The 24,262-nt window shown below is 73.5% G+C and carries 24 protein-coding genes, 1 pseudogene and 1 riboswitch; of the genes and pseudogenes, 11 read left to right on the top strand and 14 right to left on the bottom strand.

Annotation, left to right across the window (positions count from 1 at the left end; genetic code table 11):
• Positions 1 to 50: 50 nt before the first annotated feature.
• Positions 51 to 1,472, bottom strand: a complete 1,422-nt coding sequence (gene cobC, locus ACGFYY_RS19100) for an Rv2231c family pyridoxal phosphate-dependent protein CobC (RefSeq protein ID WP_393710738.1) — start codon at positions 1,470 to 1,472, stop codon at positions 51 to 53.
• A 140-nt stretch (positions 1,473 to 1,612) separates the two neighbouring features.
• On the opposite strand from cobC, the gene ACGFYY_RS19095 reads away from it, so the two are divergent.
• Positions 1,613 to 2,338, top strand: a complete 726-nt coding sequence (locus ACGFYY_RS19095; protein WP_109782245.1) for a ZIP family metal transporter — start codon at positions 1,613 to 1,615, stop codon at positions 2,336 to 2,338.
• A 20-nt stretch (positions 2,339 to 2,358) separates the two neighbouring features.
• On the opposite strand, the gene ACGFYY_RS19090 is transcribed toward ACGFYY_RS19095, so the two are convergent.
• The 7 genes and pseudogenes from ACGFYY_RS19090 to ACGFYY_RS19060 form a co-directional block, all read right to left on the bottom strand.
• Complete coding sequence (locus ACGFYY_RS19090; RefSeq protein ID WP_393710736.1) at positions 2,359 to 3,771, bottom strand: cobyrinate a,c-diamide synthase; 1,413 nt, start codon at positions 3,769 to 3,771, stop codon at positions 2,359 to 2,361.
• Between the two features lie 17 nt (positions 3,772 to 3,788).
• Positions 3,789 to 4,388 carry a cob(I)yrinic acid a,c-diamide adenosyltransferase gene (cobO, locus tag ACGFYY_RS19085; RefSeq protein ID WP_030013115.1) on the bottom strand — a complete coding sequence of 200 codons (600 nt, stop codon included), beginning with the start codon at positions 4,386 to 4,388 and terminating at the stop codon, positions 3,789 to 3,791.
• Positions 4,388 to 6,520: a putative cobaltochelatase gene (locus ACGFYY_RS19080; RefSeq protein WP_393710911.1), complete on the bottom strand. Its 2,133-nt coding sequence runs from the start codon at positions 6,518 to 6,520 to the stop codon at positions 4,388 to 4,390. Before ACGFYY_RS19080 ends, cobO begins: the two co-directional genes overlap by 1 nt.
• Before the next feature lie 189 nt (positions 6,521 to 6,709).
• A pseudogene (locus tag ACGFYY_RS19075) lies at positions 6,710 to 8,318 on the bottom strand (cobyric acid synthase); the annotation flags it as partial.
• On the bottom strand, positions 8,315 to 9,271 hold the full coding sequence (locus ACGFYY_RS19070; RefSeq protein ID WP_393710733.1) for a cobalamin biosynthesis protein: 957 nt from the start codon (positions 9,269 to 9,271) through the stop codon (positions 8,315 to 8,317). The pseudogene ACGFYY_RS19075 and the gene ACGFYY_RS19070, both read right to left, overlap by 4 nt.
• A gap of 58 nt (positions 9,272 to 9,329) precedes the next feature.
• Positions 9,330 to 9,416, bottom strand: a riboswitch (cobalamin riboswitch).
• A gap of 169 nt (positions 9,417 to 9,585) precedes the next feature.
• The gene (locus ACGFYY_RS19065; protein ID WP_365265562.1) at positions 9,586 to 9,807 is read right to left on the bottom strand and encodes a hypothetical protein; all 222 of its coding nucleotides are present in this window, start codon (positions 9,805 to 9,807) and stop codon (positions 9,586 to 9,588) included.
• A 27-nt stretch (positions 9,808 to 9,834) separates the two neighbouring features.
• Positions 9,835 to 11,133: an anion permease gene (locus ACGFYY_RS19060; protein ID WP_393710730.1), complete on the bottom strand. Its 1,299-nt coding sequence runs from the start codon at positions 11,131 to 11,133 to the stop codon at positions 9,835 to 9,837.
• Between the two features lie 321 nt (positions 11,134 to 11,454).
• Here ACGFYY_RS19060 and ACGFYY_RS19055 point away from each other — a divergent pair, with 321 nt between their 5' ends.
• Both ACGFYY_RS19055 and ACGFYY_RS19050 read left to right on the top strand, forming a co-directional pair.
• Positions 11,455 to 12,582: an alpha/beta hydrolase gene (locus ACGFYY_RS19055; protein ID WP_393710728.1), complete on the top strand. Its 1,128-nt coding sequence runs from the start codon at positions 11,455 to 11,457 to the stop codon at positions 12,580 to 12,582.
• A gap of 179 nt (positions 12,583 to 12,761) precedes the next feature.
• Positions 12,762 to 14,186: a hypothetical protein gene (locus tag ACGFYY_RS19050; RefSeq protein ID WP_393710726.1), complete on the top strand. Its 1,425-nt coding sequence runs from the start codon at positions 12,762 to 12,764 to the stop codon at positions 14,184 to 14,186.
• Between the two features lie 42 nt (positions 14,187 to 14,228).
• On the opposite strand, the gene ACGFYY_RS19045 is transcribed toward ACGFYY_RS19050, so the two are convergent.
• The gene (locus tag ACGFYY_RS19045) at positions 14,229 to 14,624 is read right to left on the bottom strand and encodes a VOC family protein (protein WP_393710723.1); all 396 of its coding nucleotides are present in this window, start codon (positions 14,622 to 14,624) and stop codon (positions 14,229 to 14,231) included.
• A gap of 64 nt (positions 14,625 to 14,688) precedes the next feature.
• Positions 14,689 to 15,585: a neutral zinc metallopeptidase gene (locus ACGFYY_RS19040; protein WP_393710721.1), complete on the bottom strand. Its 897-nt coding sequence runs from the start codon at positions 15,583 to 15,585 to the stop codon at positions 14,689 to 14,691.
• 290 nt (positions 15,586 to 15,875) lie between these two features.
• Between ACGFYY_RS19040 and ACGFYY_RS19035 the strand changes: the two genes are divergently transcribed.
• From ACGFYY_RS19035 to amaP, 8 genes are all read left to right on the top strand, one after another.
• Positions 15,876 to 17,474, top strand: a complete 1,599-nt coding sequence (locus ACGFYY_RS19035) for an ABC-F family ATP-binding cassette domain-containing protein (protein WP_365265572.1) — start codon at positions 15,876 to 15,878, stop codon at positions 17,472 to 17,474.
• A 364-nt stretch (positions 17,475 to 17,838) separates the two neighbouring features.
• On the top strand, positions 17,839 to 18,060 hold the full coding sequence (locus ACGFYY_RS19030) for a helix-turn-helix domain-containing protein (protein ID WP_030010789.1): 222 nt from the start codon (positions 17,839 to 17,841) through the stop codon (positions 18,058 to 18,060).
• Between the two features lie 159 nt (positions 18,061 to 18,219).
• Positions 18,220 to 18,999: an enoyl-CoA hydratase/isomerase family protein gene (locus tag ACGFYY_RS19025; protein WP_365265574.1), complete on the top strand. Its 780-nt coding sequence runs from the start codon at positions 18,220 to 18,222 to the stop codon at positions 18,997 to 18,999.
• A gap of 127 nt (positions 19,000 to 19,126) precedes the next feature.
• A complete protein-coding gene (locus tag ACGFYY_RS19020) occupies positions 19,127 to 19,558 on the top strand; it encodes an Asp23/Gls24 family envelope stress response protein (protein ID WP_109782253.1) in 432 nt (143 codons plus the stop codon).
• 15 nt (positions 19,559 to 19,573) lie between these two features.
• Positions 19,574 to 19,759 (top strand): hypothetical protein, encoded by a 186-nt coding sequence (locus ACGFYY_RS19015; RefSeq protein WP_030762666.1) that lies wholly within the window; start codon positions 19,574 to 19,576, stop codon positions 19,757 to 19,759.
• A 7-nt stretch (positions 19,760 to 19,766) separates the two neighbouring features.
• Positions 19,767 to 20,132, top strand: coding sequence for a hypothetical protein (locus ACGFYY_RS19010; RefSeq protein WP_393710716.1), 366 nt, complete (start codon positions 19,767 to 19,769; stop codon positions 20,130 to 20,132).
• Positions 20,129 to 20,695: a DUF6286 domain-containing protein gene (locus tag ACGFYY_RS19005; RefSeq protein WP_393710714.1), complete on the top strand. Its 567-nt coding sequence runs from the start codon at positions 20,129 to 20,131 to the stop codon at positions 20,693 to 20,695. The genes ACGFYY_RS19010 and ACGFYY_RS19005 overlap by 4 nt, the downstream gene beginning before the upstream one ends.
• 4 nt (positions 20,696 to 20,699) lie before the next feature.
• Positions 20,700 to 21,257 (top strand): alkaline shock response membrane anchor protein AmaP, encoded by a 558-nt coding sequence (amaP, locus tag ACGFYY_RS19000; RefSeq protein ID WP_393710712.1) that lies wholly within the window; start codon positions 20,700 to 20,702, stop codon positions 21,255 to 21,257.
• 14 nt (positions 21,258 to 21,271) lie between these two features.
• On the opposite strand, the gene ACGFYY_RS18995 is transcribed toward amaP, so the two are convergent.
• From ACGFYY_RS18995 to ACGFYY_RS18980, 4 genes are all read right to left on the bottom strand, one after another.
• Positions 21,272 to 22,027 carry an SDR family oxidoreductase gene (locus ACGFYY_RS18995; RefSeq protein ID WP_393710710.1) on the bottom strand — a complete coding sequence of 252 codons (756 nt, stop codon included), beginning with the start codon at positions 22,025 to 22,027 and terminating at the stop codon, positions 21,272 to 21,274.
• A 9-nt stretch (positions 22,028 to 22,036) separates the two neighbouring features.
• Entirely contained in the window at positions 22,037 to 22,828 is a 792-nt protein-coding gene (locus tag ACGFYY_RS18990; RefSeq protein ID WP_393710708.1) for an SURF1 family protein, read from the bottom strand.
• Between the two features lie 116 nt (positions 22,829 to 22,944).
• Entirely contained in the window at positions 22,945 to 23,178 is a 234-nt protein-coding gene (locus ACGFYY_RS18985; RefSeq protein ID WP_078938101.1) for a hypothetical protein, read from the bottom strand.
• 91 nt (positions 23,179 to 23,269) lie between these two features.
• Entirely contained in the window at positions 23,270 to 24,247 is a 978-nt protein-coding gene (locus ACGFYY_RS18980; protein ID WP_365265587.1) for a DEDDh family exonuclease, read from the bottom strand.
• Positions 24,248 to 24,262 lie beyond the last annotated feature (15 nt).

The raw sequence follows: 24,262 nt of genomic DNA, 5'->3' as shown, positions 1-24,262 counted from the left end.
TCGGCGCTCGGTGACGACCGCAGGTCAGACGGGTGCTGCGCGGCGCGCGTTCAGCGCGCGACCAGTGCGAGGGCGTGGTCCATGGCCTGGAGCAGCCGGCCCGTCGTCGCCCGGTCGCGCACCGCCAGCCGCAGCCAGGAGTGGTCCAGCCCCGGGAAGGTGTCCCCGCGACGGACGGCGAAGCCGAGGGCGCGCAACCGGGTGCGGACCTCGGCCCCGCCCGCCACCCGGATCAGGACGAACGGCCCCTCCGCCACCCCGACGGACGTCACCTCGTCGAACTCCGCGAGCCCGGCCAGCAGGTGCGCCCGGTCCACCGCGATCCGCCGGGCCGCCTCCTCGGCCTCGGCCAGCGCCGCCGGGGCCATACAGGCCTCGGCCGCGACCAACGCCGGGGTCGAGACCGGCCACAGCGGCTGCGCGGCCGCCAGCTTCGCGATCACCTCGGGCTCGGCCAGTACGTAGCCGATCCGCAGCCCCGCCAGCCCCCACGTCTTGGTCAGGCTCCGCAGCACCACCAGCCCCGGCAGGTCCATCCGTCCCGCCAGGGCCTCCCGCTCGCCCGGGACCGCGTCCATGAACGCCTCGTCCACGACCAGGATCCGGCCCGGCCGGGCCAGCGCGGAGAGGGTTCCGGCCGGGTGCAGCACGGACGTCGGGTTGGTCGGATTGCCGATCACCACGAGGTCCGCGTCCTCGGGCACGGCCGCCGGGTCCAGCCGGAAGCCGTCCGCCGCCCGCAGCACCACGCGCTCGACCTGGTGCCCGGCGTCCCGCAGCGCGGCCTCCGGCTCGGTGAACTGCGGATGCACCACCACCGGCCGCACGGCTCCCAGGGCCCGGGCGATCAGTACGAAGGCCTCCGCGGCCCCGGCCGTCAACAGCACCCGCTCGACCGGCAGCCCGTGCCGAGCCGCCACCGCGGCGCGGGCGGGCCGCCCGTCGGGGTATGCGGCGAGATCCCCGAGGGAGGCGGCGATCCGCTGCTTGAGCCAGTCCGGGGGCGTGTCCGCCCGTACGTTGACGGCCAGGTCCACCAAGGCGGAGCCCGCGTCGATCACCTCGGCGTCCCCGTGGTGGCGCAGGTCGTGCGTGTGCGCCGTGGCCACGGCGCAGGTCGCGGCCACCGACCGCCGCTTGGGTACGAGGAGTTCCCCGCCGCCCGCGAGGGCGGCGGCCTCCGCCACCGAGGGGGTCCCCGTGGCGGCACGCGCGGCCTCCGAGGGATGCGGCACGGTGACGGCGGCCAGTCGGTCGGCGGGGTAGCTCACCAGGGGGACGCCGAAACGTTCCGCCGCACCCGTGATCCCCGGCTCGCCCGCCTTCGCCTCCACCGTGGCCAGCGCCGTCACCGCCCCCACGGCCAGCCCGGCCCCCCGCAGCGTCTCCTCGACCAGGGCGCAGACCTCCGCGACGGAGACCCCCGCGCGTCCGCCGACCCCGACCACCACCTGCGTCGTGTACTCGCCCACCGGGGGCCCTCCCTCCGTAGTCACCGTCACCGTCACTGCCACCGATACATCACCGGCACCGGGCGTTCGTCAACACTCCGCCGCCTACCCACCCGCGCGCGTACGTGCGCGCGGGCCGAGGAGTCTGTATTCAGGGGCGCATGGCCGTGATCGTGGCGCTGGGCGCGTTCCTGATGACCCTGGCGGGCGGATGGGCGGCGCAGCGCGTCACCGACCGCCGCCACCTCGTGCTGGGCCTGGCCGGCGGGCTGATGCTCGGCGTCGTCGGCCTCGACCTGCTCCCGGAGGCCCTCCACGCGGCGGGCGACGAGGTGTTCGGTGTCCCGCTCGCCCTGCTGCTCTTCGTGGCCGGGTTCCTGGTCGCGCACGTCGTGGAACGGCTGCTGGCGGTCCGCCAGGCCGCGCACGGCGCCGAGGACGGCGCCCGGGTGCCGCAGGTCGGGCTCACCGCGGCCGCGGCCATGGTCGGCCACAGCCTCGCCGACGGGGTGGCCCTGGGCGCGGCCTTCCAGGTCGGCGGGGGGATGGGTGTGGCCGTGGCGCTGGCCGTCATCACGCACGACTTCGCCGACGGCTTCAACACCTACACGCTCACCAGCCTGTACGGGAACGACCGCCGCAAGGCCCTGATCATGCTCTTCGCGGACGCCGTCGCCCCCGTCGTGGGCGCGGCGTCCACTCTGCTGTTCACCCTTCCGGAGGAACCCCTCGGCGCGTACCTCGGCTTCTTCGGAGGCGTCCTGCTGTACCTCGCGTCCGCCGAGATCCTCCCCGAGGCCCACCACAAGCACCCCGCCCTGTCCACGCTGATGTGCACGGTGGGCGGCGTGGCCGGGATCTGGCTGGTGGTGGGCATCGCGGACTGAGCGCCGGCCGGGGACGGAGGTCACCGCCGTGCTGCCGCGGCTTCCGTGAAGCGGCGGGCGACGGACGGCTCCGCCGCCCAGTGCGTGTGCAGGTAGCTGGCGTGCACGCCCTGCTGCACGAAGCCCTCCACGCGGCGCTCCGGGTGCGTGAACCCCCAGGCCGGGGACGCTCCGGCGCCCGGCTCGATCACCGTCCGGTGGAACTCGTGCCCACGCAGCCGGGTCCCGGCCCGCGCGAGCGCGCTGTCGGACACCGCCACCGCTTCGCGGTAGCCGAGGGTGAGGCGTTCCGACATCCGCGCGTCGGCGTCGAGCACCCCGCACATGGGCTTCCCGTCCAGCGACCGGCCGAGGTAGAGCAGCCCCGCGCACTCGGCGGCGACCGGGCCGCCCGCCGCCGCGAAGGCGGCGACGGCCGCCCGGAGCGGCTCGTTGGCGGACAGTTCGGGCGCGTACATCTCCGGGAAGCCGCCGCCTATCACCAGGCCGCCGGTACCGGGCGGGAGCGCCTCGTCCCGCAGGGGGTCGAAGGTGACGACCTCCGCCCCGGCGGCGGTGAGCAGCTCGGTGTGTTCGGCGTAGGAGAACGTGAACGCGGCGCCGCCGGCGACCGCGATCACCGGCGCGGCGCCGTCGCCCGGGGCGCCGCTGACCGGGGCGCCGCCGACCGGTTCGAGTTCCGCGGAGTCACGAGCGCCGGCGGCCGCCAGGGATCGTTCGGGCGACCAGGCCTCGCAGTCCAAGGGCGGGGCCGTGCGGGCCAGGGCCATCAGGGCGTCCAGGTCGCAGCCCGCCCGGACCTGCGCGGCCAGCGCCGACACCGAGGCCAGCGCGTCGGTGTGCCGCTCGGCCACCGGGACCAGCCCCAGGTGGCGCGAGGGCGTGGCGACCTGCGGCGCCCGCCGCAGGACGCCGAGCACCGGCATCCCCGCCTCCTCCAGGGCCTCCCGCAGCATCACCTCGTGCCGGTCGGAGCCGACCTTGTTCAGGATCACCCCGCCGAGGCGCACCTGCGGGTCGAAGGACGCGAAGCCGTGCACCAGCGCCGCCACCGACCGCGACTGCGAGGAGGCGTCGACCACCAGCACCACCGGTGCCCGCAGCAACTTCGCGACCTGCGCCGTCGACGCCAACTCACCCCGGCCCGCGGCGCCGTCGTAGAGCCCCATGACACCCTCGACCACGGCCAGATCGCACCCGGCCGCCCCGTGCGCGAACAGCGGGGCGACCAGGTCCGGCCCGCACATGAAGGCGTCGAGGTTGCGCCCCGGCCGGCCGGTGGCCAGCGCGTGGTAGCCGGGGTCGATGTAGTCGGGCCCGGCCTTGTGCGGGGACACGGCGAGGCCGCGCTCCGCGAAGGCCGCCATCAGGCCCGTGGCCACGGTGGTCTTGCCGCTGCCCGACGAGGGAGCGGCGATGACCAGACGCGGCACGTCGCAGCGGTACGAAGTCACCACTCGATGCCCTTCTGGCCCTTCTGCCCCGTGTCCATCGGGTGCTTGACCTTGGTCATCTCGGTGACGAGGTCCGCGAACTCCACCAGCTTCTCCGGCGCGTTGCGGCCCGTGATCACCACGTGCTGCGTGCCGGGACGGTTCCGCAGCACCTCGATGACCTCGTCGACGTCGATCCAGCCCCAGTGCATCGGGTAGGCGAACTCGTCCAGCACGTACAGCTTGTGCGTCTCGGCGGCCAGATCGCGCTTGACCTGCTCCCAGCCTTCCTTGGCCGCCTGCTCGTTGTCGAGCTGCGCGTCCCGCTGGACCCAGGACCAGCCCTCGCCCATCTTGTGCCAGACGACGGAGCCGCCCTCGCCGGAGGCGCCGAGCACCTTGAGCGCGTTCTCCTCGCCGACCTTCCACTTCGCCGACTTGACGAACTGGAACACCCCGATCGGCCAGCCCTGGTTCCAGGCGCGCAGCGCCAGCCCGAAGGCCGCCGTGGACTTGCCCTTGCCGGGGCCGGTGTGGACGAAGACCAGCGGACGGTTACGGCGCTGGCGCGTCGTGAGCCCGTCGTCCGGAACGACGGACGGCTGTCCCTGAGGCATTACGCGGCCCTCCTGTTGCTGCTGCTGTCGGATGAAGCGGTGGATGCCACCGCGGTACGTACGTTCTTCACGAGCCCGGCCAGCGAGTCGGCCCGCAGACCGTCCAGCGTGACGGCGGGCCCGCCGAGGTCACGGGCCAGTACGCCGGCCAGCCCCAGCCGGACCGGCCCGGACTCGCAGTCCACGACCACCGAGGCGACCCCCCCGGCCTGCAACAGCCGCGCGCTGTGCCCCGCGAGCTCCCGCGGGCTGCTGTCCGTACGGCCCCCGAGGTTCCCGGCCGAGGTGGCCCGCCCGTCGGTGACCACCACGAGCAGCGGCCGCCGCGAGGGATCCCGGAGCCGCTCGATCCGCAGCACCTCGTGGGCCTTCAGCAGTCCGGCGGCCAGTGGGGTGCGGCCCCCCGTCGGCAGCTGCTCCAGCCGGGCCGCCGCCGCGTCCACCGAGGAGGTCGGCGGCAGGGCGAGCTCGGCCGTGGCACCCCGGAAGGTGATCAGGCCGACCTTGTCCCGGCGCTGGTACGCGTCCAGGAGCAGCGACAGCACGGCGCCCTTGACCGCGCTCATGCGCTGCCGGGCTGCCATGGAGCCGGAGGCGTCGACGACGAAGAGGACGAGGTTGCCCTCGCGGCCCTCCCGCGTGGCCTGCCGCAGATCGTCCTTGCGGATCACGAGCCCGCGCCCGTCACGGCCGCGCGCCTTCTGGTGCGGGGCGGCGGCCTGGATGGTCGCGGCCAGGTGCAGCTTCGTCAGGTGCCCGCGCGGGCGCTGGGCTCCGGTGGTGCGGCCGTGGGCGGTGCGGGCGCGGGACCGGCGTCCGGACGCGCCTTCGCCGAGGCCGGGCACGCTGAGCATCTTGGTCCGGAACGGCTCGGCGGCACGCACCGCGGCCTGCTCGGGCCCGGTGGCTTCCTGGGCGGCGGGCTGCGGAGACTCGGGGGCCTCCGCGGGGGCCTCGCCGGTCTCGGGCGCCTCGGGGGCCTCGGGGGTGTCGGCCGGGGCGCCCGGGTCCTGGGACCCGTCGCCCCGCGGGGGCGTGCCACCGGGCCCGCCGTCGGGACCGCCGTCCTCGGGACCGCCGTCGTCAGGGCCCTCGGGCTCCGGCTCCGGCTCGGGGTCCTCGTCGGGGAACTCGTCCAGGATCCGGTCGAGCATGTCCTCGTCGAGCCCGGGCGCGTCGAACGGGTTGCGGCGCCGCCGGTGGGGGAGCGCCAGCAGGGCCGCCTGCCGGACGTCTTCCTTCCGTACCTCGGTCCGCCCGGCCCAGGCGGCCAGCGCCGTCGCGGTCCGCGCCATCACGATGTCCGCCCGCATCCCGTCGACCTCGAACCCGGCGCAGGTCGCCGCGATCTGCAGGAGCGCGGTGTCGCCGAGCGAGACCTTCGGGAGCAGCGCCCGCGCGGCCACCACCCGGGCGCGGACCTCGTGCTCGTCCCCGGCCCAGCGGGTCGCGAACCCGGCGGGGTCGTCCTCGTAGGCGAGCCGGCGACGGACCACCTCGACGCGCTGCGCGGGTTCGCGGGAGGCGGCCACCTCGACGGTGAGCCCGAACCGGTCGAGGAGCTGCGGGCGGAGCTCGCCCTCTTCGGGGTTCATCGTGCCGACGAGCAGGAACCGGGCGGCGTGGCGCACGGAGACGCCCTCGCGCTCGACGTAGGAGGCGCCCATCGCGGCGGCGTCCAGCAACAGGTCGATCAGGTGGTCGTGGAGCAGATTCACCTCGTCCACGTAGAGGATCCCGCGGTGGGCGTCGGCGAGCAGGCCGGGCTCGAAGGCCTTCACACCCTCGGCGAGGGCCCGTTCGATGTCGAGGGCTCCGACGAGGCGGTCCTCGGACGCGCCGACCGGCAGCTCCACCATGCGGGCGGGCCGGACTCCACCAGGGCCGGACTCGTGCGGGCCGTCCGGGCAGGCCGGGTCCGGCGTCGTGGGCGCGCAGCTGAACCGGCAGCCCGAGACGACGTCCACCTGCGGCAGCAGTGCGGACAGTGCACGGACGGCGGTGGACTTGGCGGTCCCCTTCTCACCGCGCACGAGCACACCACCGACCGCTGGGCTCACGGCGTTGAGCAGGAGCGCCAGCCGCAGGTCGTTCTGGCCGACCACTGCGGTGAACGGATAGGGGGTGCTCATGCGGTGCCTTTCTTCGGGCGGGTGCGGGTGCGGGTGCGGATGCGAGTGCGAGTGCGGGTCTGTGCGTGCGGGCGATCGCGGTCGTACGGGTCGGCCCCGGGCCGGGGCACCGGTGCGGCGGGCCGCCCGCTCCCCGGGACTCCGCCCCGGACCCCGCGCCTCGAACGCCGGCGGGGCCGGTGTTCGAGGCCCGTCCGGCGATCGCGGACCGGGGCCGGGCAGCGCCCGGTTCCGGGAAGGGGCGGGGAGGGGAGGGCCGCCCGCGGCGCACCGCCCGTCACGGCGCGCCCGGCGGCAGGAAGGGCAGGCTCGCGGGGGCTCCGCCCTCGATCAGCCGCAGCAGCGCCGCGGTGTCCGCGTGTTCCTCGATCAGGTCGCCGAGCAGGTCCAGCTGCTCCTCCCGCAGCGCGCCGAACGAGGTGTCCGGCGCCGGGACGAAGCGCCGTCCGGCGGCCGAGGCCACCTCCCGCAGGAACGCCCGGCGGAAGCCGTCCGACTCCAGCGACCCGTGCCAGTGGGTGCCCCACACCGACCCGACGCGGCAGCCGTCCAGGAAGGCCTCGCCGCCGAGCACCTCGGCCACGCCGTGGTGGATCTCGTAGCCCGCGACGTCCTCGCCCAGTGCCGAACCCACCGGCCGGGCCAGGGTCTTCTCCCGCTCGAAGCGGACCCGTACGGGGAGCAGCCCGAGGCCGTCGACCTCGCCCGCCCGGGATTCGACCTCGTCCGAGATCCGCTCGCCCAGCAGTTGGAACCCGCCGCAGATGCCCAGCACCGGCCGCCCCTCCGCGGCCCGCCGTACGAGGGCGTCCGCGAGTCCGCGTTCCCGCAGCCACTCCAGGGCCTTCACCGTGCCCCGGGTGCCCGGTACGACGACCAGGTCCGCGTCGGCCAGCTCCTCGGCCCGGTCCACGAACCGCACCACGACCCCCGGCTCCGCCGCGAGCGCGTCCACGTCCGTGAAGTTCGACATCAGTGGCACGGCGCACACCGCGACCCGCAGGACGTCCTCGCCCACCGGCGGCGCCACCACGGACTCGCGTACCGCACCGCGCAGGGAGACCCGCAGGCCGTCCTCCTCGTCGATGCCCAGGCCGTGCTGGAACGGCAGCACCCCGTACGTGGCCCGGCCCGTCAGGCCGCGCAGCATCTCCATGCCCGGCTCCAGCAGCGACACGTCGCCGCGGAACTTGTTGACCAGGTAGCCGGCGATCAGGGACTGGTCCTCGGGGGAGAGCAGCGCCGTCGTCCCGAAGAAGGACGCGAAGACCCCGCCCCGGTCGATGTCCCCGACCACGACCACCGGGAACCGCGCGGCGCGCGCGATGCCCATGTTCACGATGTCGGTCCGGCGCAGGTTGATCTCGGCCGGACTCCCCGCCCCCTCGCAGATCACGGCGTCATACGTGCCCCGTAGCTGCTCCAGGCAGTCCGTGACGATGCCGAGCAACTGCTCCTGACGCCCTCCGTGGTAGCCGCGGGCACTCATCTCGCCCACCGGCTTGCCCAGCAGCACCACCTGGCTGCTGCGGTCACTGCCGGGCTTGAGCAGCACCGGGTTCATCAGCGCGGTCGGCTCCACACGGGCCGCCTGGGCCTGCATCGCCTGGGCGCGCCCGATCTCGGCGCCCTCCAGCGTCACGAAGGAGTTCAGCGACATGTTCTGCGCCTTGAACGGCGCCACCTTCACACCCTGCCGGGCCAGCCAACGGCAGATGCCCGCCGTGACCACGCTCTTGCCCGCGTCCGACGTCGTGCCCGCGACCAGCAGGCCCCCGCCACGCTTCGCGCCGCTCATGCGCGTCCCCCTCGTACTCGTGCCACCAGAGTCCGCGCCGCCACGCAGGCGCCCAGGGCCAGCCAGGTCACCTGCCGCGACAGCCGTACCGCCCGCTCGATGTCCGCGACCTCCACCGGCCGCCCCGCCCCGCCGTTCAGCACGGCCCGGTGCTCGACCCGGCCGCCGTACGCGAGGGTTCCGCCCAGTCTGACGCCCAGCGCCCCGGCGAAGGAGGCCTCCACGGGGCCGGCGTTCGGGCTCGGGTGCGCGGCGGCGTCCGCGCGCCAGGCCCGTACGGCGCCCCGCCGGTCGGGGCCCGCCAGTACGGCGGCGACCGCCGTCAGCCGGGCCCCCGGCCAGCCGGCCAGGTCGTCGAGCCGGGCGGAGGCCCAGCCGTAGCGCAGGTAGCGGGGGGACTTGTGGCCGACCATCGCGTCCAGGGTGTTCACGGCGCGGAAGGCCAGCAGTCCGGGGACTCCGGCGACGGCGCCCCACACGAGGGCCCCCACCACCGCGTCAGAGGTGTTCTCGGCGACGGACTCCACGACGGCGCGGGCCATCTGCTGCCCGTCCAGGGCCTGCGGGTCGCGCCCGCACAGGTGGGGCAGCCGCTCCCGGGCCACCTCGATGTCCCCGGCGGCGAGCGCGCCGCCGATGGCGCGGGCCTCCCGGCCCAGCGAGGTGCCGCCCACGACGGCCCAGGTGGCGGCGGCGGTCAGGGCGATACGGGCGGCCGCGGGCCGGGAGCGCACGGCGCGGGCGCCCAGCGCTCCGACGGCGGCCGCGCCCCCGGCGCACACCAGGGTGTGCAGGAGTCCCCGGGCGCGGTCGTCGCGCCACAGGGAGCGTTCGACGGCGGCGGCGGCCCGTCCGAAGGCGGCCACGGGGTGCCCTCGGCGCGGATCCCCGAGGATCCGGTCGCCGATCAGGCCCGCCGTGGCGCCGTACGCGAAGACGCGATCGGCACGCATGGTGGCAGGTATGTCCTCACTCAGGGTCCGCGCCCTGGTTCGACGTGTCCGGCGGCGAGAGTTCCTGGCTCCCGGAACCGCACGCGCGGCGTGCGGTTGCGGTGACAGTGGCGGGACCGCGCCGGATTCGCACCGGACTTCCTCTCCATGCCGCCGTATTGGCTCGGGCAGTCCACCACGCAGCTCGAACGCCCGTCAACTCGCCGTTGACCTGCGGTGCGGCGCGGACGGAGGGTGCGGGAGGGAACGCGAAAGCTCCCCCCGGGACAAACCCGGAGGGAGCCTTCGCACCCGACCCGCCCTACGGCGGTGGATCAGGCGACGATCAGGTAGATCCCGTACGTCACGGCCGCCGCGACGAGCGTGAAGCAGAGGTACGCGCCGGTGCGGGCGAGGGTGGCGGTGCCGCCCTGCTCGGTGGCGGCCTCGTGCTTGGACAGGCCCACCAGGCCCAGGGTGAAGAGGGCCACGAGGGCGACGGTGGCGGAGAGGCTGACCCCGAAGACGGAGCCGAGTGCTTCCCAGTCGATCTTCATACTGCCGTTTTCCTCTGTATGTCTCGGTCAGACCGCGGCGGCGGGAGCCGGGGCGGTCGTCGGGGCGGTCGTCTCGGCCGGGATGGTGGCCTTGAGGTCCTCGTCCGTGACCGCGGCGGTCGTACCGGCGACCGCCACGGACGGACCGGCCGCCGCGACGGTCGGCGGGACGGTGACGGCGGCGATCGCCGTGGTGACGACACCCGGCTCCTCCGCGGCGGCCGACTCCACGTCGTTGACGTTGTGGTGGTCGACGACCTGGCGGCGGGAGATGACCCAGATGGCGAAGCAGGAGGCGACCAGGAAGACGGTGACGGCGGCGATGCCGATGTCACCGGAACGCATGACCAGCTCGGCACCGGCCGAGACCAGCGCGGCGGCCGGCAGGGTCAGGCCCCAGGCGGCGAACATGCGGGTCGCGGTGGACCAGCGGACCACACCGCCCTTGCGGCCCAGGCCCGAACCCATGACGGCGCCGGAGCACGCGTGGGTCGTGGAGAGCGAGAAGCCGAGGTTCGAGGAGGCGAGGATGACGGACGCGGCCGAGGTCTGGGCGGCGAAGCCCTGCTGCGGCTGCAGGTCGGTCAGGCCGGTGCCCATGGTGCGGATGATGCGCCAGCCGCCCAGGTAGGTGCCCATCGCGATGGCCATACCGGCGGAGACGATGACCCAGACCGGCGGGTTCGCGTCGGGCGCGATCGCGCCGCCGGCGATGAGGGCCAGGGTGATGATGCCCATCGTCTTCTGCGCGTCGTTGGTGCCGTGCGCGAGGGAGACGAGACCGGCCGAGGCGATCTGCCCGGCGCGGTAACCCTTGGCGGAGGTCTTCTCGCCGACCTTGTCACCCAGCTTGTAGGTGAGCTTGGCGGCCAGGTACGCGGCGATGCCGGCCACCAGCGGGGCGGCGATCGCGGGGATGAGGACCTTGGTCACGACGACGCTGCCGTTGACCGCGCCGATGCCGGCGGAGGCGACCGCGGCGCCGATCAGGCCGCCCATCAGGGCGTGCGAGGAGCTGGAGGGGAGACCGACCAGCCAGGTGACGAGGTTCCAGAGGATCGCTCCGACCAGGGCGGCGAAGATCACCTCTGGCTGGATGCCTTCTTCGTTGACCAGGCCCTTGGAGATCGTCTTGGCGACCTCCACGGACATGAACGCGCCGACGAGGTTGAGCACGGCGGACATGGCCACCGCCGTCTTGGGCTTGAGGGCGCCGGTCGAGATGGTGGTAGCCATCGCGTTGGCTGTGTCGTGGAAACCGTTCGTGAAGTCGAACACGAGAGCGGTGATGATCACGATCCCGAGGAGAAGCGTTATGTGCTCCATTTACCCAGGCTTCTGTTTGACGTCAGTGGCTCGGCGACCGTAGGCAATCTGGGTGAACGGAAGATGAACTGGCGCAGGCGGAGCGGTGTACTGGCGCGGGGTGTGATCGGGTCATTCGTCCTGATTCTTGCGGACATAACGCCATTAATGCACGTCAAAGCCCGGTGAATGAGTACCTCCGGAGCGTGTCCCGCACGCGTCCGACTCCACCTCCGGAGCGCCGAAAGAGACCCAGATCACTCGACGACGGACCGGCTCGCGCCGCCGGCGGAGGGATCTGCTCCGGTGGCCCGCCGAAGGACCCGACCCGACACTGGAGCAGTGCGTACCGCGACAGCGACGGCAGCGGCCGTCACCACGACTCTGCTGGGTGCCGGCGCGGCCGCCGTCGTCATCGGCAGGCACGCCGCCGACGCGGCCCTGCGGCCCGAACCCGGACGCCCCCTGCCCGGCGGACGGCTCAGCGTCCACTCCGTGGCCGACGGCCGGATCACGCTGACCCGCTCGCTCGCCTCCCTGCGACCCGGTACGTACGGCCTGGTCGCACCCGGCGTGCACGCCGTCGTCGGACCCGTGGTCCCGGGCGCCGACCCCGGCCCGGACGCGGTCGTACGGCGGCTCGTCTCCGTCAGCCACGGCACCCTCGAAGCCGGGACCCGGGTCTCCCTCACCCCCCAGGTGTACGTGGGCAACCCGCGCACCGCCCTCGGGCTCGACCACGCCGACGTGGACATCCCCGGGGAGCTCGGCGCCCTGCCCGCATGGTTCCTGCCCGCCGCCCGGGACACCTGGGTGATCACCGTGCACGGGCTCGGCGGTAGCCGTGAGCACCCGATGGTGGTCATCCCCTTCCTGCACCGCCACCAGCTGCCCGTCCTGGACCTCGGCTACCGGGGCGACCTGGGCGCCCCCGCCTCCCCGGACGGCCTCGGCCACCTCGGCGAATCGGAATGGCGTGACCTGGACGCCGCCATCCGCTACGCCCTGCGCTACGGAGCCCGCCGCGTGATCCTGTACGGCTGGTCCACCGGCGCCACCATGGCCCTGCGCGCCTTCGAGCGCTCGCCGCTGGCCCACCGGATCTCCGGCCTGGTCCTCGACTCCCCGGTGCTCGACCGGAACGCCACCCTGCGGGGGCTCGCCGCGGCACGCGGCGTCCCCCGGGTGGTGCTGCCGCTGGCCGTCCGGGCCGCCGACGGCCTCACGGGCCTGCGCGCCGCCCACGGCCCGGCGGGCGCCGACCCCGGCCTGCTGCGCGTCCCCGTACTGATCGCCCACGGCCCGGACGACACGCTCGCCCCCTGGGGGCCCTCCCGCGCACTCGCCGCCGCCCGCCCCGACCTCGTCACGCTGCACACCGTGGCCGGGGCCGGGCACGGCGCGATGTGGAACGCCGACCCGGCCGGCTACGAGGAGGCCCTGCGCCGCTTCCTCACCCCTCTGATGTGAAGACCGTGTCGAGGCGCGCGCCGAAGCCCTCGTGAGCGGGCGTGTGAAGGGGCTTCATGTGAAGGCCCTGTGACGGACAGGGCCTCACGGGCGGCTTGTCCCGGTCTGCACTGCGGGTGAGCGGCGGCAACGGCCGGTTCCGTTTGGGCTTTCGGCCAGTGACGGGCGAGACTGCTTCCGTGACGTCCCGAAAGCCTGATGAGCAGTTGGCTCGCGACTCCAGACTCCGACTCGTCTCGCCGCGCTCCGTCGCCGCGGCCCGCAAGGCGGTGACCGACCGACGCACCCGGCCCGCGCCCAGGCCCCCGGCGGGCACACCCGCCACGGCCGACCTCGCGAACCGGGCCCGGGCCTCGCTCGCCGACGCCGTACGCCTGACCCGCTGGGCCGAACGCAACCTCGGCGCCGGGGACGGCGGCCGGCCCGCCCCCACGGGCGCCCTGCCCGCGTCCGACGTCGAACGCGCAGCCGAGGAACTGGGGCTGACGCACGGCCAGATCCAGGTCGGCTGGGACCGCGCCCGCCTCGCCGGACTCGTGGAGGTGCACGGCGGCCACGCCCGACCCGGCTGGCGGCTGCGCGCCTGGGACCGCGACGACACCGCCGTACTGCGCGGCTGGGTCGCCCTCTTCGACGCCTGGTCGCTGGTCCATCCCGCACCCGCCGACATCGCCGCCTCTGCCGTCGCCGAGGTCGTCGAGGCGATGCCCCAACTCCTCTCCCTGCTCCAGCTGTCCGCCGGCCCGGTGACCGTCCCCGACCTGCTCGACCTGCTCGGGCAGCGCGTCACCGAACTGCGCGACGAGCGGTGCGAGATCCCCTACGAGTCCGAACCCACCGTGGCGCTGACGTCCGCCGCCGGCTCCGCGGAGGCCCGCCCCGTCCCGCTCGCCCGGCTGCTGCGCTGGGCGCTCGGCGGACTCGCCGCCGTGGACGCCGTCACCCTCGGCCCCGCCCGGGCCACGCTCACCCCGCTCGGCAGCTGGGCCGTCTGGGTCAAGCTGGAGCAGATCTGCGTCGCGGCGCAGAGCCCCGCCGGGAACATCGAGCAGTCCGCCGCCGCCATGCTGCACGGCTGCGCGCGGCTCACCCCCGGCCCGGCCCGCGCCGAATACCAGGCCTGGCTCGCCGCCCGGCCCGTCGGGCACGCCGTCACCGAGCTCCTGCAGGCCGCTCGCGGCGAGGACGCCCTGCTGCGCGGCCTCGCCTTCGAGGCGCTGCGCGTGGTCGGAGCCCCTGCCGAGCCGGAGGTGCGCGCCGCCGTACGCGAACCCGCCCTGCGCCCCTACGCCCTGCTCTGGCTCGCCGTGCACGACGGGGTCGACCCGGACGACGCCCAGGACGTCCTGACCGCCGAGGAGTCGACCTGGCTCTGGGTGGACACCGCGGCGGCCATCGCCGACCACGGCGAGGCCGAGCTGCTCGCCCGCCACCTGGACTCCGCCGTCCGGACCACCGTCCCCCGGCTGCTGGACGAGGTCCGTGCGGTCGGCCATCCGCGCACGGTGCAGGTGCTGGTCGCGCTCGCCGCGGCCCACCCCGACCCGACGCTGGCCAAGGCGGTCCGCCGGGCCGCCTTCCAGGTCCACACCGGTGGCGAGTGACCCCGTAGGAGAACGTGGGCGGGGGCGGGCGCGCCGTCGGGGTCAGACCTGCGGCGCGTACGTCCCGAAGCTCCAGACGTTGCCCTCCGCGTCCCGGGCCATGTAGTCGCGGGAGCCGTAGTCCTGGTCGGTGGGTTCCATCACGATCTCCGCGCCGTGCTCGACCGCCCGCCGGTGGTGGGCGTCGACGTCGTCGACCACGACATAGACCCCCGAGGGGCCGGCGCCCTCCATGGCCTTGTCGAAGGCCCCGCCCCGGCCCGAGCTGCCCAGCATCACCATGCCGTTGCCGTACGCCAGCTCGGCGTGCGTCACCGAGCCGTCCTCACCCTCGTAGACGGCGACCTGGCTGAAGCCGAAGGCCTCGGTCAGCAGCTTGATGGCCGCCTTCGCGTCGCGGTAGACCAGGGTGGGACAGATGGACGGAACGCCTGCCATGGACGATCACTCCCTCTCGTGACGGTGACCCGCGTCACACCAGCATGGCAGGCGTCACCGACAGTCAGCGGAAGGTGTTGCACTGGGCCATGTCACCGGTCCGGTAGCCCTGGTAGAACCACTGCTGACGCTGCTCGGCCGAGCCGTGCGTCCAGGACTCCGGGGACACCCGGCCCTGGAACTTCTCCTGGATCCGGTCGTCGCCGACCGCGGCCGCCGCGTCCAGCCCGTCCCTGATGTCCGCCTCGGTCAAGGACTTGATCAGCGGGCGACCGGTGGAGGCGTCCGCGACGTTCGTCGCGTTGTGCGCCCACACCCCGGCGTAGCAGTCGGCCTGCAGCTCGACCTTGACCGCGTTGCTGTTCGGTCCCACCCGGCCGTCCTGGGCCCGCTGCAGGGTTCCGGTCAGGTTCTGGATGTGGTGCCCGTACTCGTGGGCGACGACGTAGGCCTGGGCGAAGGGGCCGCCGGTCGCGCCGAACTTCGTCCGCAGGTCGTCGAAGAAGCCCAGGTCCAGATACACCTGCCGGTCCGCCGGGCAGTAGAAGGGGCCCACCGCCTCGCTCGCGGTCCCGCACGCGGTGTTCACCCGGTTCTCGAAGAACACGGTCGACGCCGGGCTGTACTGGCCGCCGCGCTTGGCGAACTCCTGCTTCCAGAAGGCCTGGGTGCTCCTGACGACCGCCACCAGCCGGCAGTCCTCGCGCGTGTTCGCGTCCCGTCCCGACCTGCACGCCTGCTGTACCTGGTTGAGCGACGAGGAGACCGGCGTCGGCTCCGGCTCACCGGTGGACAGCCCCAGCTGGTCCGGCCCCACCCCGAACAGCAGCCCGATGACCAGCGCGATCAGACCGACGATGCCGCCGCCGACGGTGGCCTTCCCGCCCGGGATGCGGCCGCCGCCGCCCCGCATGTCCTTGACCTCGGAGCTGTCGAGACTGGCGTCGTCGTCGAACTGCATCCCGCACCGCCCTCCATCCGTGGAACGGGCGCGGTCGCGTCTCCGCCCATGCGGCGAGTATCAACCCAATCATCCCTGTATGCGCCTCGGCCGCTCCGTGGGGCCGCTGGGCCGAACAGGGGATACGCGGGAGCGGATCCCGCAGGCCGGACGGCCAGGCCCGGGCCCGAAAAGTAGTTGCGCACCCCCGGTAGAATGTCTCCCATGGCAAATCTCCTCGCGGATTAGCGGCGTCGAAGCTTCGCGTCCTGCCCCCCTTCCGCCGTCCCGACCCGCCCTGGAGTATTTCCGTGATCACCGCCACCGGCATCGAGCTGCGCGCCGGCGCCCGCGTCCTTATCGAGTCCGCCTCCTTCCGTGTCGCCAAGGGCGACCGCATCGGCCTGGTCGGCCGCAACGGAGCGGGCAAGACCACCCTCACCAAGTGCCTGGCCGGCGAGGGCCAGCCCGCCGCCGGCTCCATCGCCCGCTCGGGCGAGGTCGGCTACCTCCCGCAGGACCCGCGTACCGGCGACCTCGACGTGCTGGCCCGCGACCGCATCCTGTCCGCGCGCGGCCTCGACGTGCTGATCAAGAAGATGCGCGCCAACGAGGAGCGCATCGCCAACGGCACCGGCGGTACCCGCGACAAGGCGATGAAGCAGTACGAGCGCCAGGAGACGGAGTTCCTGACCAAGGGGGGGTACGCCGCCGAGGCGGAGGCCGCGACCATCTCGGCCGCCCTGGGCCTGCCCGACCGGGTGCTCGGCCAGCCGCTGCACACCCTCTCCGGTGGTCAGCGTCGCCGCGTCGAGCTGGCCCGGATCCTCTTCTCGGACGCCGACACCCTGCTCCTCGACGAGCCCACCAACCACCTCGACGCCGACTCCATCGTCTGGCTGCGCGACTACCTGAAGACCTACCGCGGTGGCTTCATCGTCATCTCCCACGACGTCGACCTGGTCGAGACCGTCGTCAACAAGGTCTTCTACCTGGACGCCAACCGCTCCCAGATCGACGTCTACAACATGGGCTGGAAGCTCTACCAGCAGCAGCGCGAGGCCGACGAGAAGCGCCGCAAGCGCGAGCGCCAGAACGCCGAGAAGAAGGCCGCGGCCCTGAACTCGCAGGCCGACAAGATGCGCGCCAAGGCCACCAAGACCGTCGCCGCGCAGAACATGGCCAAGCGCGCCGACCGGCTCCTGGCCGGCCTGGAGGCCGTCCGCGTCTCCGACAAGGTCGCCAAGCTCCGCTTCCCGGACCCGGCGCCCTGCGGCAAGACCCCGCTCACCGCCGAGGGCCTCTCGAAGTCCTACGGCTCGCTGGAGATCTTCACCGACGTCGACCTGGCCATCGACAAGGGCTCCCGCGTCGTCATCCTCGGCCTCAACGGCGCCGGCAAGACCACCCTGCTCCGTCTGCTCTCGGGGACCGAGAAGCCCGACACCGGCACGGTCGTCCCCGGCCACGGCCTCAAGCTCGGCTACTACGCCCAGGAGCACGAGACCCTGGACCCGGAGCGCACGGTCCTGGAGAACATGCGTTCCTCCGCGCCCGACCTGGACCTGGTCGCCGTCCGCAAGACCCTCGGCTCCTTCCTCTTCTCCGGAGACGATGTGGACAAGCCCGCCGGGGTGCTCTCCGGCGGTGAGAAGACCCGTCTGGCCCTGGCCACTCTGGTCGTCTCCTCGGCGAACGTGTTGCTCCTCGACGAGCCCACGAACAACCTCGACCCGGCCAGCCGCGAGGAGATCCTGGGCGCGCTGCGCACGTACAAGGGCGCGGTCATCCTCGTCACGCACGACGAGGGCGCGGTCGAGGCGCTGGAGCCGGAGCGGATCATCCTGCTCCCGGACGGCGTCGAGGACCTCTGGGGACCGGACTACCGGGACCTGGTCGCCCTCGCCTGATCGGGTTCCGGTTCCCGTTCCGCTTCTGATCCAGTTCCTTATGGATCATTCGGCTCACGGGTGATCCATCATCTGAGTGAGACGGTCTCGTACCGTTGCGCGTCGTACGACGGCCCCGGCCGCACCTTGGGAGGTGCGCGACCGGGGCCGTTCGTTTTCCGCTTCCGCGCCCCTGACCTGGCGATTCCTGACGAGGGCAGCGGAGTGTGACGGAAGTCATGCAGCGGAAGGGGAGATTCCGTTCTGCTCGGGTGTCCACCGGTCGAGAAATGCCGTCGTACCGACCTTGCTGAATGGGTGGCCAGGAAGCGTGGGAGGGGTGATCATGAGAAGTCCAGAGCGCACTTCCCACGAGGAGGCACGGGTGGCCGAGACTCTGAAGAAGGGCAGCCGGGTAACCGGCGCCGCGCGCGACAAGCTCGCGGCAGACCTGAAGAAGAAGTACGACTCCGGTGCGAGTATCCGGGCGCTGGCCGAAGAGACCGGCCGGTCCTACGGATTCGTCCATCGGATGCTCAGTGAGTCCGGGGTGTCGCTGCGTGGTCGCGGAGGCGCGACGCGCGGCAAGAAGGCTGCTACGGCCTGATCCCGGGCCCATCGGTTCCGACGTTCCAACAGCTTCAAGGGTCATCATGATCCGACGGTTCCTTCGGTGACCCCCGGTCGGCCTTCCGGCCGGCTGGGTGGTTACTGTGCAGTCACTTAGGCCGAGCTTGCGGCCGACTGCACACCGGAGGCATGAAAGATGGCTCTGCTCGACAAGGACGGCGTACGACTCACCGTCGACGACACGGTCGCCACGGTGACACTGACCAATCCGGCCAAGCGAAATGCCCAGTCCCCCGCGCTCTGGCGGGCTTTGGCCGAGGCCGGGAGGTTGTTGCCGGGCACCGTCCGGATCGTCGTGCTGCGCGGTGAGGGCAAGTCCTTCTCCGCAGGGCTCGACCGGCAGGCGTTCACCCCCGAAGGTTTCGAGGGCGAGCCGTCCTTCCTCGATCTGGCACGCGGTTCGGACGAACTGCTCGACTCCACGATCGCCGAGTACCAGGAGGCATTCACCTGGTGGAGGCGTAACGACATCATCTCCGTCGCCGCCGTGCAGGGACACGCGATCGGCGCCGGCTTCCAGCTCGCGCTCGCGTGCGACCTGCGCGTGGTCGCCGACGACGTCCAGTTCGCCATGCGCGAGACCAGCCTCGGTCTGGTCCCCGACCTGACCGGAACCCAGCCCCTGACCTCCCTCGTCGGCTACGCCCGCGCGCTCGAGATCTGCGCGACGGGCCGCTTCGTGCACGCCGAGGAGGCGGAGCGGGTCGGCCTCGCCAACCTCGTCGTCCCCGCGGACGAGCTCGACGCCGCCGTGCAGGACCTCACCACGGCCCTGCTGGCACCGGCGCGGGACGCCGTGATCGAGACGAAGACGCTGCTGCGCTCCGCCCAGGACCGCTCCTACGACGACCAGCGCGCCGCCGAGCGCGCGGCCCAGGCCCGCCGCCTGCGGGACCTGGCCGGTCTCTCCGACTGAGGACCGCCGCACCACCGGAGCCCCGGGCGAAGTCGGCCAGCCGACCGGCGTAGTCCCGGGGCGCCCGCGCGTCCGGGCGCCTAACGTGGTGCGGAGTGAGTCCGCTCTCCACGCGAAGGGACACGCGATGACCGAATCCGTATCAGGGGGCTCCGGCAAGGAGCCCGGCGACCGGGGACGCACGAGCATCGCCGACGGGGTGGTCGAGAAGATCGCCGGATTGGCCGCCCGCGAGGTGGTCGGCGTGCACGCCATGGGCAGCGGCAGTGGCCTCTCCCGGACCTTCGGCGCCGTCCGCGACCGGGTGCCCGGCGGCCAGAAGGCCCAGGTCAGCCGTGGGGTCAAGGCAGAGGTCGGCGAGGTCCAGACGGCCCTCGACCTGGAGATCGTCGTGGACTACGGGGTATCGATCCGCGACGTGGCGCGCGCGGTCCGGGAGAACGTCATCTCGGCGGTCGAGCGGATGACGGGCCTGGAGGTCGTCGAGGTCAACATCGCGGTGAGCGACGTCAAGCTGCCCGATGAGCCCGACGAGGAGCCGGAATCCCGTCTCCAGTAGCCGAGAGGACTCCGCATGAGCATGGCGATCGCCGGAATGTTCGCCGGCATGGCCCTCGCGTTCGCCGGCTACTTCGGCGGTTTCGGGGCCTTCCTGCTGGTGGCCGCCCTCGGCGCCATCGGTTTCGTCGCCGGACGGTTCCTCGACGGGGACCTGGAACCGGGTGACCTGTTCCGCCGCCGCGACGACCGGCGCGGGTGAGGCGCCGATGAGCAGCCCACCGCGCTCCGCCCCGCCCCGGGTGGACGCCGCCGAGCGCGGCGCCACCCGAATCGCCGACCGGGTGGTCGCGAAGATCGCCGCCCAGGCCGCCCGGGAGGCGCTCGCCACCACCCCCGGCAAGCCCCCGCACGCCGCCGTCACCGTGCACCACGACATCGCCCGGGTCCGGGTCAGCCTGGAGCTGGACTACCCGTCCGACCTGGCCGCGCAGTGCGCGGCCGTACGCCGGCAGGTCGCGCTGCGGATCGAGGAGTGCGCGTCGATGTCCGTACCCGAGGTGGACATCGACATCGAGCACCTGCACTCCACCCAGGCCCGGACCGCCGGCGGGCGCGACCGGCGGCTGCGGTGACGGCCCACGGCTCCGGCGCGGCCCCCGGCCGGGTCCACCGCTTCCGTTCCGCCCGGCGGGTGCCCGCCGGGCTGACCGCCCTGGTCGTGCTCGGAGTGGCGGCCTTGTTCCTGTACGACCTGGCCGCCGTACGGGCGGGCCGCCCCGGTATGGGCTGGCGCGGCGACCTGGCGGACCGGCTGGCGACCCACACCCCCGCGGACCTGGGGGTGCAGCTGATCGCCGGGGCCCTGGCCCTGGTCGGGGCGGTCCTCGTGCTGCTCGCGTTCGCCCCAGGACTGCGCCGGATCCTGCCGATGCGGCCCCCGGACCAGGGGCCGGGCGTGCGGGCCGGCCTCGGCCGCAAGGACGCTGCGCAGATCCTGCGGGACCGGGCCATGGAGGTGTCCGGAGTCCGGTCGGTCCGGGTCAAGGTGCGGCGGTCCCACGTCGGGGTGCGGGCCACCTCGCACTTCCGCGAGCTGGACGACGTACGGGCCGACCTCGACGCGGTGATCGCCGTCGGCATCGAGGAACTGGGCCTCGCGCACCCGCCGCGGCCGCGCGTACGGGTCAGGAGGTGAACGGATGCTCGCGACGGTGAACCGGATCCTGCTCGCCCTGGTCGGAGCGGTCCTGCTGGCGGCCGGGATCGTGGTGCTGACCGGCGCGTGGCCGCTGCACGGTCGCCACGCGCCGCTGCTCAGCCAGGCGACCCGGGACCGGTACTGGCACGCCGACGGCTGGTGGTGGTGGGCGGTGGTCGCCGCTCTCGCGGTGGTCGTGCTGCTGGCGCTGTGGTGGCTGCTGTCCCAGCTCAGGCGGCCGCGACTGCCGGCGGTGGTCGTGGACACCGGGGACGGGGCGTACGCCATGCTGCGCGGGCGGGCGCTGGAGGAGGCGGTGGCCGCGGAGGCCGGCGCCCTGGACGGGGTCGCCGGCTGCCGGGTCGCCCTGCGCGGGCGGCGCGGATCTCCGGCGCTGCGGGTCGCGCTGGAACTGGAACCCCACGCGGTCCCCGCCGACGCCCTGGCCGCCGTGGCCGGGCCGGTCCTGACCCACGCCCGGACCTCGGCGGGCCTCCCGGAACTGCCCGCGGAGGCCCGCCTCAAGGTGACGTCCCACCGCGCCCAGCGGGTGACGTAGTCCGGCGCGGTGGATCAGAAGCCGTGCCGGGAGCCGCCGTCGACCGGGAGCATGACGCCCGTCAGGTACGACGCCGCGGGGGAGAGCAGGAAGGCCGCCGTGCGGCCGAACTCCTCCGGGGCGCCGTAGCGGCGCAGCGGGATGCGGGACTCGTTGCCCGCCCGCGCGGCGGCGGCGTCACCGGACAGCGCGTCGAGCTCGCGCACCCGGTCGGTGTCGATGCGGGCCGGCAGCAGGCCGACCACCCGGATCCCGCGCGGGCCGAGCTCCAGCGACAGGGACTTCGCGAAGCCCGCGAGGCCCGGGCGCAGGCCGTTGGAGATGGTCAGGCCGGGGATCGGCTCGTGGACCGAGCCCGACAGGACGAAGCCGATGACCCCGCCCTCGCCCAGCTCGGCCGCCGCCGCCCGGGCCAGGCGGACCGCGCCCAGGAACACCGACTCGAAGGCCGCCGACCACTGCGCGTCGGTGTTGTCCGCGACGAAGCCCGGCGCCGGGCCGCCCACGCTGATGAGGATGCCGTCGAGGCGACCGAAGCGCTCCCGCGCGGTCGCGACCAGCCGCGCGGCCGCCTCCGGGTCGGAGTTGTCGGCCGCCACACCGGCCGCGTTCGGGCCGAGCTCGGCGGCGGCGTCGGCCGCCCGCTTCTCGTCCCGGCCCGTCAGGAGGACCTTCGCGCCGTCGGCGGTCAGCTCCCGGGCGGAGGCGAGGCCGAGGCCGCGCGTGGCCCCGGTGACGATGTAGACACGGTCTTTCAGTCCAAGATCCATGCCGACACGCTACGCCGTCGCCGGCTCCTGCAGGGAGGCCTCGGCCCGGGCGGCCTCCTCCTCGCGCTCGCGCTTCTCCCGCCGTACGAGGACCACCCAGCCCACCGGAACCGCGGCGGCGAACAGCCACCACTGGACGGCGTACGCCATGTGGGGGCCGATCGAGTCGTGGTCGGGATCGGCGATGGGCTCCGGGATGCCGTCCGCCGGGGCCGGAGCGGTGAGCTCCAGGTATCCGCCGAGGACCGTCCGGCCCAGGTACTCCGCCTGCTGCGCACTGTTGATCAGCATCACCTGACGGTCCGGCAGGCCCTTGCGGTCCTTGATGCCGCTGCCGCCGCTGGTCTCGTCGGCCTTCAGCCGGCCGGTGACCGTGACCTCGCCCGCGGGCGCGGTCGGCACCGGCGGGTAGGCGCGCGGGTCGTCGCCGCCCGGCACCCAGCCCCGGTTGACCAGGACCACCCGGCCGTCGGCGAGGACCAGTGGGGTCAGGACGTGGAAGCCGACCTTGTCGTCGTTGTCGGTGCGCATCCGCACGACGACCTCGTGCGCGGTGTCGTACGTGCCCGTGGCGGTGACCGCTCGCCAGAAGTCCGCGCGGGGGACCCGGTGCCCGGGGGAGGTGACCTCGGTCATGGGGACCGGCTTCGCCCGCAGGTTGGCCTCGATCAGCTGGTTCTGCGCGACCCGGTGCTCATGGCGGTGGTACTGCCAGAACCCCAGCTCGATCATCGCGGGGATGAGAGCGAGGGCCATCAGGGTGAGGAACACCCACTGCCGGGTCAGCACAAAGCGGTACACGCCCACGACGGTACCCGCAACGCGAAGGACCCCGGCGGCCGGGTGGCCGTCCGGGGTCATGGCGTACGGAACGGATGTCGGGACAGCGCTCGGGACCAGGCCGGGACGCGCGGAAGTCAGACGCGGTCGACGATGCCCACCTTCCCCTCCGCCCGGGCGCAGTGCGCCCCGCAGAACCACTGCCCCTCGACCTCGACGCCCTGACCGATGATCGAGACCCGGCAGTGCTCGCAGACGGGCGCCATGCGGTGGATGGCGCAGGAGAAGCAGTCGAAGACGTGCACCGCGCCCTGCGCGTGCACCTCGAAGGACATGCCGTAATCGTTTCCGCAGACCTCACAACGTGCCATGGGCCGAATGCTGCGCACGGGGAACGAGCGGAACAAGATCCAGCGGGGTGAGTCGCCGCGCCTGCACCCGGCCGGCGCAACGGCCCCCGGTTCAGGACTCGGCCGGAGCCACGTCCCGCAGCAGCTGGGTGAAGGCCGCCTCGTCGACGACCGGCGTGCCGAAGCTCTTCGCCTTGACCGTCTTGGACGTCGCCGACTCCGGGTCGTTGGTCACCAGGAGGCTGGTGAGCCGCGACACACTCGTCGCGATGTGCAGACCCGCCTCGACCGCCCGGTCCTCCAACAGCTCCCGCTCCACCGAGGTGTCACCGGAGAAGGCGATCCGCATGCCCTGCTTCAGCGGCTTGCCGTCCTCGAAGCGCCCCGGGTTCGGGTGCGGGCACGGCGGCCGCTTGCGCGAGGGCCGCCAGCTGCCGCCCCGGTAGGAGGCCTGGTATCCGACGCGCGGGGTGGCGGCGGAGTCCGACCACTCCGTCAGCGGTCGGCACTCCAGCAGGGGCAGTCGTACGCCGCCCCGCGCAGCCGCGTGCAGGGAGGGGCGGAACGCCTCCGCGAGCACCCGGGCGTCGTCGAGCGCGTGGTGGGCGCGCTGCTGGACCACGCCGAAGTGCGCGGCGAGCGACTCCAGCTTGTGGTTGGGCAGCGGCAGGTCCAGTTCCTTCGACAGGGCGATGGTGCACAGCCGCTGACGGACCGGCGCGGTCGCGGCGGCCCGCGCGTACTCCCGGGCGATCATCTGCCAGTCGAAGATCGCGTTGTGCGCGACCAGGACCCGGTCGGCGAGCCGGTCGGCGAACTCCTCGGCGATGTCCTCGAAGAGCGGGGCGTCGGCGAGCATCGCGCTCGTCAGCCCGTGGATCCACACCGGTCCCGGGTCCCGCCGCGGATTGACCAGCGTGTACCAGTGGTCCTCGACATTGCCCTGGGCGTCGAGCCGGTAGACGGCGGCGGAGACTATCCGGTCGTCGCGAGCGAGCCCGGTGGTCTCCACGTCGACGACCGCGTACCCCTGTGGGTACGCGGTCGGCCACATCGTCTCTGCGGTCGTACGGTCGTCGAGCATGGTCACAGAGGATATCGGCCC

It is taken from the genome of Streptomyces sp. NPDC048331, assembly GCF_043201215.1.
Lineage (GTDB): Bacteria > Actinomycetota > Actinomycetes > Streptomycetales > Streptomycetaceae > Streptomyces.
Note: the sequence above shows the minus strand (reverse complement) of the source record. Positions and strands in the feature narration are given on the sequence as shown.